This window comes from Vibrio sp. 10N.261.51.A4 (assembly GCF_041471945.1).
Taxonomy (GTDB): domain Bacteria; phylum Pseudomonadota; class Gammaproteobacteria; order Enterobacterales; family Vibrionaceae; genus Vibrio; species Vibrio crassostreae_C.
Genome location: NZ_JBFRPJ010000092.1, coordinates 1 through 7,525, shown reverse-complemented (window position 1 = coordinate 7,525; position 7,525 = coordinate 1). Strand labels below are relative to the sequence as shown.

The window sequence follows — 7,525 nt, the reverse complement described above, 5'->3', positions numbered from 1 at the left end:
ATTGGGGGTCAGTTCATTTTTGCGGCTTTTTTAATTCTTACTATTTAGACGTAGATAGCAATCTATCTGTGTATCTGCCTGTCTAAAATGGCAACTCAACCTGCATCATTAGGTCGGCGTCACGTGAGTCGTGCCAACGATAATCAAAGCGCATACGCGGCTGCCCTTCGACTTTCTCGCCAAAACCGATACTAAGTTGAAGACCATGATTCATCAACCACTCTTCAGTCGACATATCATACTGCTCGTCTTCAAGGTCTTCTGGAAACCACATACCCAAGCCAACATAATTTGACTCAATGCTTTGTGTCAGCAATGGCGAGTCTTTACTTTGAAGAACCCAATCAGACCAATAGTCCGGTGTGCTTTCAGGTTCATCATCGCTCAGCCCGCTGATTTCCATCATACGTTGGCCAAAAGACTCGATGCTGGTCGAGAAATCTAGACAGTTGTCATCTTCATCAGAAGTCAGCATGATCGAATCTAGGCTAAAAAAATCACACTCAGCATACGCAGGCATACTGCATGCTGCCATGATCAACGTCGCTGGTATCGCGCTCTTTAGCATAGTCCTCTGACCTCTTGATTAGTGAACTTACATTATCTGATACAGTCCACTATCTTGCAACATCTTTGTAACTGACTTTGTACTCAGTTTTGCCACATCGCTTCCACTTATCAGTGCATTACGTATGTCTGTACTGCGAATTTTCACTTTTTCAGGGCAAGCCATTACAGACCACTGCTCGGTAATCTCATCTGATTTATAGAAAGATGAGAACTTAAAGAAGTTATCTGGGCCAATAACAAACGTCAGTTCAGCGTCACGATGTAACTTTTGAAGTTCACTGAGCACGGCATAAGTCGTGACGCTTTCACCTGGGGTAAATAGGCTCTTTTCGATCAAAGAAAGCTCCACTTGATCCAGTGAAAGATCGCTAATAAATGCGTTAACTAACTGACATCTCGTATCAAAGTCTAGCATCTCTTTTCCCCAAGCATGGGCAATACTTGGAACGAGTAGAATTTTGTCAAAGTGAGCCAACGAATCAATCACACTTTTGTGCCCTAAGCTCGGCGGATTAAACGCACTACCGAAAATGGCTATTTTTTCCATTATTAATTACTGCCTTCTCTTTCTAAGCTTGTGCAAAGAGGTTTTTAAATCGGATGATTTAGGTATGATAACACTAGATTTTTAATTTGCTTGCAGGAAAGGAATACGAATGGAACAGTTAATTCGTGACGAAATGCGCGTACTACCTTCAATTGACCCTCACTTCGAAGTGACTCGTCGTGTGGACTTTATTAAAACGAAACTTCAGCAGTCAGGCTGCAAGTCTCTGATCCTTGGTATCAGTGGCGGTGTGGATTCGACAACTTGTGGCCGTTTAGCACAAATGGCCGTTGATAGCCTAAATGAAAACGCTGGTAGCAACGACTACCAATTCATCGCGGTTCGCCTGCCTTACGGTGAACAAAAAGATGAAGACGAAGCGCAACTTGCGCTGTCTTTCATTCAGCCTTCTCAATCTGTTTCTGTAAACATTAAAGCGGGTGTTGATGGGCTTCACGCTGCATCTCACATTGCTCTAGAGGGCACAGGCCTACTACCAACAGATTCAGCAAAAATCGACTTTGTGAAAGGCAATGTGAAAGCTCGAGCTCGCATGATCGCACAATACGAAATTGCAGGTTACGTTGGCGGTCTTGTGATTGGTACTGACCACTCAGCTGAAAATATCACTGGCTTCTACACCAAGCACGGTGACGGCGCATGTGATTTAGCGCCTTTGTTTGGCCTGAACAAGCGTCAAGTTCGTGAACTTGCAGCAACGCTAGGTGCGCCAGAGCTATTGGTTAAGAAAGTGCCTACTGCCGACCTAGAAGAGCTTGATCCACAGAAAGCCGACGAAGCAGCATTGAACCTTTCTTACGACCAAATCGATGATTTCCTTGAAGGTAAAGAAGTCCCTCAAGACGTGTCAGACCGCTTAGTAGGCATCTACAAAGCAACACAGCACAAGCGTCAACCGATCCCAACGATCTACGATTAATTGTTTGAATTAATCTTAGAATCAAAAAGGCCGGAAGTTCATTTCAGTGAACTTCCGGCCTTTTCTATTCAATGTGCTTTTCTTTCTGGCCTTCCGACCTACCGAGTTAGTCTACAACTTCGATATCAGTTTGAGGCACACTGCAACACGCCAGTATTTGCCCCATGTTGCGTTCATGATCTTGCAACGCCGGTACATCAGGTTGATGAACTTGCCCAGACTCAAGGGTCACTTTACAAGCACCACAGAAACCCGCGCGACAGCTTGATGCGATAGACACACCTGCCGACTCAGCTTGCTCTAGTAGTGTTGATTGGTTGTTGCCTTCGAACAGGTAGCCGTTAACGCTCAACTGCAGTTGCTTCACCGCTTCTTCCGTTGATTGAGCAACACCAAACGCTTCTTGATGATAATGCTGAGGATTCAGCCCCATTTGAATCAGCAATTTCTTGGCATTATCCATAAAGCCGTCAGGGCCACACACGAATGCTTGGCGCTTATGAAGGTCCTCAATTTTGGCGACATGAGACACACTCAAACGACCTGACAAACCATCCCACTCTTTCGTTGGTTGGCTTAGTGAATAAATCACACTTAGACCAGCATGTTCGCGAGCGATCTTATCAATCTCAGCTTGATAAGGGATATCTTCTTCACTGCTGCATTGGTGATAGAACACCACATCATCAATCTGACCATGGTCGGCTAAGTAACGAAGCATCGACAACATAGGGGTGATGCCGCTTCCCGCTGATAACAGCAGTAATGGATGTGTTGGGTTATCTTCTAAGTAGAATGCGCCATCTGGATTCTGAGCAACTAGCGTGTCACCGACTTGGAAGTGATCATTGAGCCAGTTTGAGATTTGACCATCGTCCACTCGCTTCACGGAAATCGCCAAACGACCTGCGCGTGAAGGGCTAGAAGATAACGTGTAACGACGAGACACTTTCTCGCCATTAATCACCATTTCAATCGGTAGATGCTGCCCCGGCTGATAGCTTGGTAATAAATTGTTCTCTTTCGCTGGCTCTAGCCAAAAGGTTGTGAAGTCGCGAGCGATCTCTTCACGCTCGACGCAAGTTAAGTGCAGTGACTCGACCCAAGAGTCTTCGTAATGTTCTTTCTCTTTGGTTTCAAGTACCTCAACAACGTCACCCGCTTTCACCAGACCTTCATTTTTCGCCACAAGGTTCTGACCAAAGAAAACGCCACCACGTTCATTGGCTCTGAACGTAGAAAAGGTATTGAGTGGCTCTTTTGTTGCTCTGAATTCGCCGCTCTCAACATCGACTGTCGTTAGGATACAGCGCTCACAAGGCTTCACCGCTTCGAATTCAACCTCACCAATTCGAATGCGCTTCCAACCATCTTCAGCAAACGCTTCAGTGTTTGAGACGACAAAATTGGTGCGGAACTGATCCATTGAATGGGTTTCAGGGCTGCGGCGATTGAGTTCATCAAGAGAGGCTTGGCTGATCACTAACATTGGGTAACCGTCAGCAAAACTCACATTGTGACCGAGCTTTTCACGAACACGATTCGATTGCTCGCCAGAAAACAGTAGCTCAACGCGCACGCCCAACACATCACTGAACCAATCATCCGCCTCGTCGTTGGTGGTATACGCAGTGAAGCTATCTTTCCACACTGTTGCAGGCGCTTCTTGCATCTTGAAGTTTGCATATTTTAGGCGCAGCGGTTCTTTGCCTTCGTAAGTAAAAATCAAACCGTCTGGCTGCAAGCTAGAAGACACATTGACCATTTTAGGGTACTTACGCGCCGTCACCATTGAGCCGTCAGCCAAGGCCAACATAAAACGTCTGTCGAAGGTAAGGCCCTGTTTTTCGACCCAAGCAGAAGAGAGTGCAATCCCACCTACTGATTTAACCGGAAACACATTAATTTGAGATAAGGAGGGCTGTTGACCTGAAAGCTCTTGCTCCAAAGCCTTTTGATCCAAAGGTGACTGCGACATAACGATTCCAATGTTTTGTTGTTTGTCCCAATGCTAACAAATGGTTATAAATAGATAAACTGGCAGGCATTAAACACTTGATACTAAGTAGGCATGATTAAACTAATAGAATGGCATTATGTTCCGGCAAACCTAAAACTCTTGAAACTAACGATGATGCTTTACACACTAAAAGTAACCCGAATTTATTCACGCTATTTTTAAGTAGATCAGCAATATGCTGCACCTTGTTTCGACAATTGACTCAATGAGCCAGGTTTGCCTAAGTGATAGCCCTGAAAATAATCTATGCCCTGCGATTGTGCAAAACGTAAATCTTCATGGTTTTCTATACCTTCAGATAACAATTCAATCTGATACTTCCGAGCTAAAAATCTAAGACGCTCCCAAAAGGTCGAATTATCACTCCGGTTTCTCATTAACGACCGATCTATTTTCACTATGTTCGGTTTAACAACCCTAATCAGTGCTTCACCAGTGCTATAACCACTGCCATAGTCATCTATCGCGATTTTAATTCCAAGACCACGACATACTCCAAACTGGGACATCATCCTTTTCTCGTCAATGCCAACCGGGTATTGTTCATTCTCAGTAAGCTCAATCCATAAGGTTATACCCAACTTATTACATGCTTGCCAAATTGGGGAAATATCACGTAGAAAAGTGAAACTTAAAACGTGATCAGGGGAGATATTAATAGTCAGAAAATCAATCATTTTCTTCTGAGACAATAATTCCTCGGACACTCTTAACAAGAATATTTGAGTAAACCATGCAATCTTCTTAGAGTCTAACAGACAGCGAATTGACGATTCAACATCGTGCCCTTTTTCCCAACGTAACAAAACCTCAGCACCGACAGTTCCATTGCCATTAGTTATCGGTTGAAAAACAGGATAAAACAATCCCTGATTAACATCGTCAATAAGTGCTTCGGCTTGTAAATTTTCAGACAACATATTCGTATTCATAAACAAACCTCTTTTTGTGATTAATCCATACTACAGATCAATAACTAGCAAGGATTAGCATGAACAAATCATATGTAGCTTTACATGCCTACTTCTTAACCGTGAAGACAAACTGCATAAGTAGTTAAACGAACTCCTGTACAAATACACAATGCCGTTTCAAAACGGTAATCTCGAGTCTGTTACATTTAGATAGGTTATTAAAAACGCCATAAACTATCATAGATGACTATACTTCAATTAGATCAAATTACGCTTAGGGATAATGTATGTTTGGTGACTATTTAAAGGAATTGAGAGTCTCACTAGGTCTTACTCAGAGTGAGCTTGCTGTTAAGTTAAACCTTGCAAATGAAGAGTTTCGCTCTGTAGACGTGGTAACTCTCAGTCGTTGGGAACGAGGAAAAACCAAACCAACACTTGCAAAATGCCTAAGAATCTTGCGTTGTTTACAGGTTGACCTGAGTGACTTTTATGAATTAATACCTAATCCAAACGAAACAAAGCTACTAGACGAGGTTGAACAACTTCGTTTTAATAACAGGGTAACGAAGCTTTCATCATTAAGTTATGAAGAGCCACAAGAGCCACAATCAACTTTAATTACTGAGATGCCACTTCTTTTGAAAGATGATGACAAGATACTATCTAGCCTTAAAATCTTTTACGAAACAGCCATCCATACACCGAAGGGTTTTTTCGACATTAATCTATATGACTACCAACAAAACAAACGAGCTATTTTAAAAAGATTTATAACAGAAAGCGGGCAGTTGGTAGGTCACTCAATTAGTTTTATATTCGAAAGTGACTATTTTGACAAAGTTACTCATTCAAAAATCATTGATATCGACCTGACAAAATCTGTCAGTTATAAAAATTCGACTAAGTTATCGGTTTGTAATTATAATCGTTACTCTTCTAATTTCCAGATATTTCGATGTATGTTAGTTTCTCAATTTATAAACCTAATTCACTATTCAAATGTTCAACGTTATTATTTCTTTAGTGCATGGCCTGAAATCGGACAAATTTTAGAGCAACTTGGATTTAAGAAAATAGCATTTGATATTGAGTCAGAAAAAGGAGGTTTTAAATTAGGCAACCGCTCATTCGAACATTGCTTATACGAAATTGATACAGCGACACTTCTTTCTCAACCCGAAATAATAACCCTCATAAAAACAACCCAGTGGGATAACCAATACTCAATCAAAAATCATTAGGCATAGCCAAACAGACTTTAAATTAAGATGCCTACCATCTTAAGTTTCTACACATAATAATACTTCGCCTTATGCAAAAGATTGGAGAAAACTACTGTGTTTGGCGAATACTTAAAAAAATATCGAATCGCGAATGAACTAACACAAAGTCAAGCAGCTACAAAGCTCAACTTACTCGGAGGAGATCTATCGAACATTGATACCGTTACACTTAGTCGATGGGAAAGAGGAACAACTAAACCAACTCTTAGCCGTAGTATTCGTGTTTTGCGAGAATTTACCAACGATCTTGAGCCTTATCTATCTAAAGTTAGTCATTTACAACATCAAGACCCTAGTTCTAAAAATAGAATTGATCAATTCAATACTCTGATGGAAGAGAAATACCGTAGTTTAAATAACTTGATCGCCAGAGCAAATTATCAGTCAACATCGATGATCGAACACAATCCTGTTTGTGAATATCCGATTGGAAATTCTAATGATAGTGAGATTGTAAATTCTGTACTTGTTTTTCATGAGAAAACCTCTGATGAGAATATTAAGCATGGACTCTATAAAATCGATTTTTTAAAATATTGCAATGAAAAACGTTTCATTGCCTATAAATATGTCGACAGCGTCACAGGGGAGCTATTAGGACATAACATAGGCACTATATTCACGACTGAAGGTATGATCTCCGAAATTGAAACACTTTCTCAAAAGTCGATTGATGAAATAGATTTAAGAAAAACCGTTCCTTATAATAAAAGACGAAAATTAGCTTATTTTGCGGTGAGCCATCATTCGCTGTACGAGCGACCTTTTCGTCTACAATTAAATAGAGAATTCAGGTTTCTAGCAAAACACGCTAACATTACCGACTACTACACAACAGTTGCTATAAAGAGCTCAGCAGAAGTACTCGAAAAAATGGGATTTTCTGTTGTTTCGTACGAGAAAAAATCAACCAACGGTGCAATCAAAATTGGTAAACACTATTATTCTAAAGCTTTAATGCACATAAAAACAAGCCAGCTATTTACTCAACCCGAGTTCTTGAACTTGCTTACAGGCTGTCAAACCTGTTCAAACCCATGCTCAATTAGCTCTCAGTGTTGCTAAGCGGTCTCTTTCCGCGCACATTAACAGGAGTACCAATCCATCGAAAGATAGTTCTGATGGATGAACTCCTGCTTGCTTCAATCTTTCAAAACACAGCTCTACAGTTTTGACATTCGTATTCGATATTATTGAACCAATATACCTCATTATTTTCCCACTTAAATTGGCTTTGTTTCCTAAATC

Annotated in this window: 8 protein-coding genes; 3 read left to right on the top strand and 5 right to left on the bottom strand. The window is 41.2% G+C overall.

Annotated elements, in window-relative coordinates; genetic code table 11:
- Positions 1 to 82: 82 nt before the first annotated feature.
- Both AB4384_RS20015 and AB4384_RS20010 read right to left on the bottom strand, forming a co-directional pair.
- Positions 83 to 568: a hypothetical protein gene (locus tag AB4384_RS20015; RefSeq protein WP_048609737.1), complete on the bottom strand. Its 486-nt coding sequence runs from the start codon at positions 566 to 568 to the stop codon at positions 83 to 85.
- A gap of 27 nt (positions 569 to 595) precedes the next feature.
- Positions 596 to 1,117, bottom strand: coding sequence for a nicotinate-nicotinamide nucleotide adenylyltransferase (locus AB4384_RS20010; RefSeq protein WP_017067428.1), 522 nt, complete (start codon positions 1,115 to 1,117; stop codon positions 596 to 598).
- Positions 1,118 to 1,226: 109 nt separating this feature from the next.
- Here AB4384_RS20010 and nadE point away from each other — a divergent pair, with 109 nt between their 5' ends.
- Positions 1,227 to 2,057 (top strand): ammonia-dependent NAD(+) synthetase, encoded by an 831-nt coding sequence (gene nadE / locus AB4384_RS20005; protein WP_102393916.1) that lies wholly within the window; start codon positions 1,227 to 1,229, stop codon positions 2,055 to 2,057.
- A 106-nt stretch (positions 2,058 to 2,163) separates the two neighbouring features.
- Here nadE and AB4384_RS20000 read toward each other — a convergent pair whose 3' ends face one another.
- Both AB4384_RS20000 and AB4384_RS19995 read right to left on the bottom strand, forming a co-directional pair.
- Positions 2,164 to 4,035 carry a hybrid-cluster NAD(P)-dependent oxidoreductase gene (locus AB4384_RS20000; RefSeq protein ID WP_102321329.1) on the bottom strand — a complete coding sequence of 624 codons (1,872 nt, stop codon included), beginning with the start codon at positions 4,033 to 4,035 and terminating at the stop codon, positions 2,164 to 2,166.
- Positions 4,036 to 4,244: 209 nt separating this feature from the next.
- On the bottom strand, positions 4,245 to 5,009 hold the full coding sequence (locus AB4384_RS19995; RefSeq protein WP_372130024.1) for an EAL domain-containing protein: 765 nt from the start codon (positions 5,007 to 5,009) through the stop codon (positions 4,245 to 4,247).
- Positions 5,010 to 5,278: 269 nt separating this feature from the next.
- Here AB4384_RS19995 and AB4384_RS19990 point away from each other — a divergent pair, with 269 nt between their 5' ends.
- A complete protein-coding gene (locus AB4384_RS19990) occupies positions 5,279 to 6,235 on the top strand; it encodes a helix-turn-helix domain-containing protein (RefSeq protein ID WP_102321328.1) in 957 nt (318 codons plus the stop codon).
- A 96-nt stretch (positions 6,236 to 6,331) separates the two neighbouring features.
- Positions 6,332 to 7,342: a helix-turn-helix domain-containing protein gene (locus tag AB4384_RS19985; RefSeq protein WP_372130023.1), complete on the top strand. Its 1,011-nt coding sequence runs from the start codon at positions 6,332 to 6,334 to the stop codon at positions 7,340 to 7,342.
- Here AB4384_RS19985 and AB4384_RS19980 read toward each other — a convergent pair.
- The coding region (locus tag AB4384_RS19980; protein WP_372130022.1) for a hypothetical protein at positions 7,319 to 7,525 on the bottom strand (207 nt) is incomplete at its 5' end. The two genes, AB4384_RS19985 and AB4384_RS19980, sit on opposite strands and share 24 nt — an antisense overlap.

Coding starts and splice junctions, on each gene's coding strand:
- AB4384_RS20015 (WP_048609737.1), bottom strand. CDS start 568: ATGCTAAAGAGCGCGATACCAGCGACGTTGATCATGGCAGCATGCAGT.
- AB4384_RS20010 (WP_017067428.1), bottom strand. CDS start 1,117: ATGGAAAAAATAGCCATTTTCGGTAGTGCGTTTAATCCGCCGAGCTTA.
- nadE (WP_102393916.1), top strand. CDS start 1,227: ATGGAACAGTTAATTCGTGACGAAATGCGCGTACTACCTTCAATTGAC.
- AB4384_RS20000 (WP_102321329.1), bottom strand. CDS start 4,035: ATGTCGCAGTCACCTTTGGATCAAAAGGCTTTGGAGCAAGAGCTTTCA.
- AB4384_RS19995 (WP_372130024.1), bottom strand. CDS start 5,009: ATGAATACGAATATGTTGTCTGAAAATTTACAAGCCGAAGCACTTATT.
- AB4384_RS19990 (WP_102321328.1), top strand. CDS start 5,279: ATGTTTGGTGACTATTTAAAGGAATTGAGAGTCTCACTAGGTCTTACT.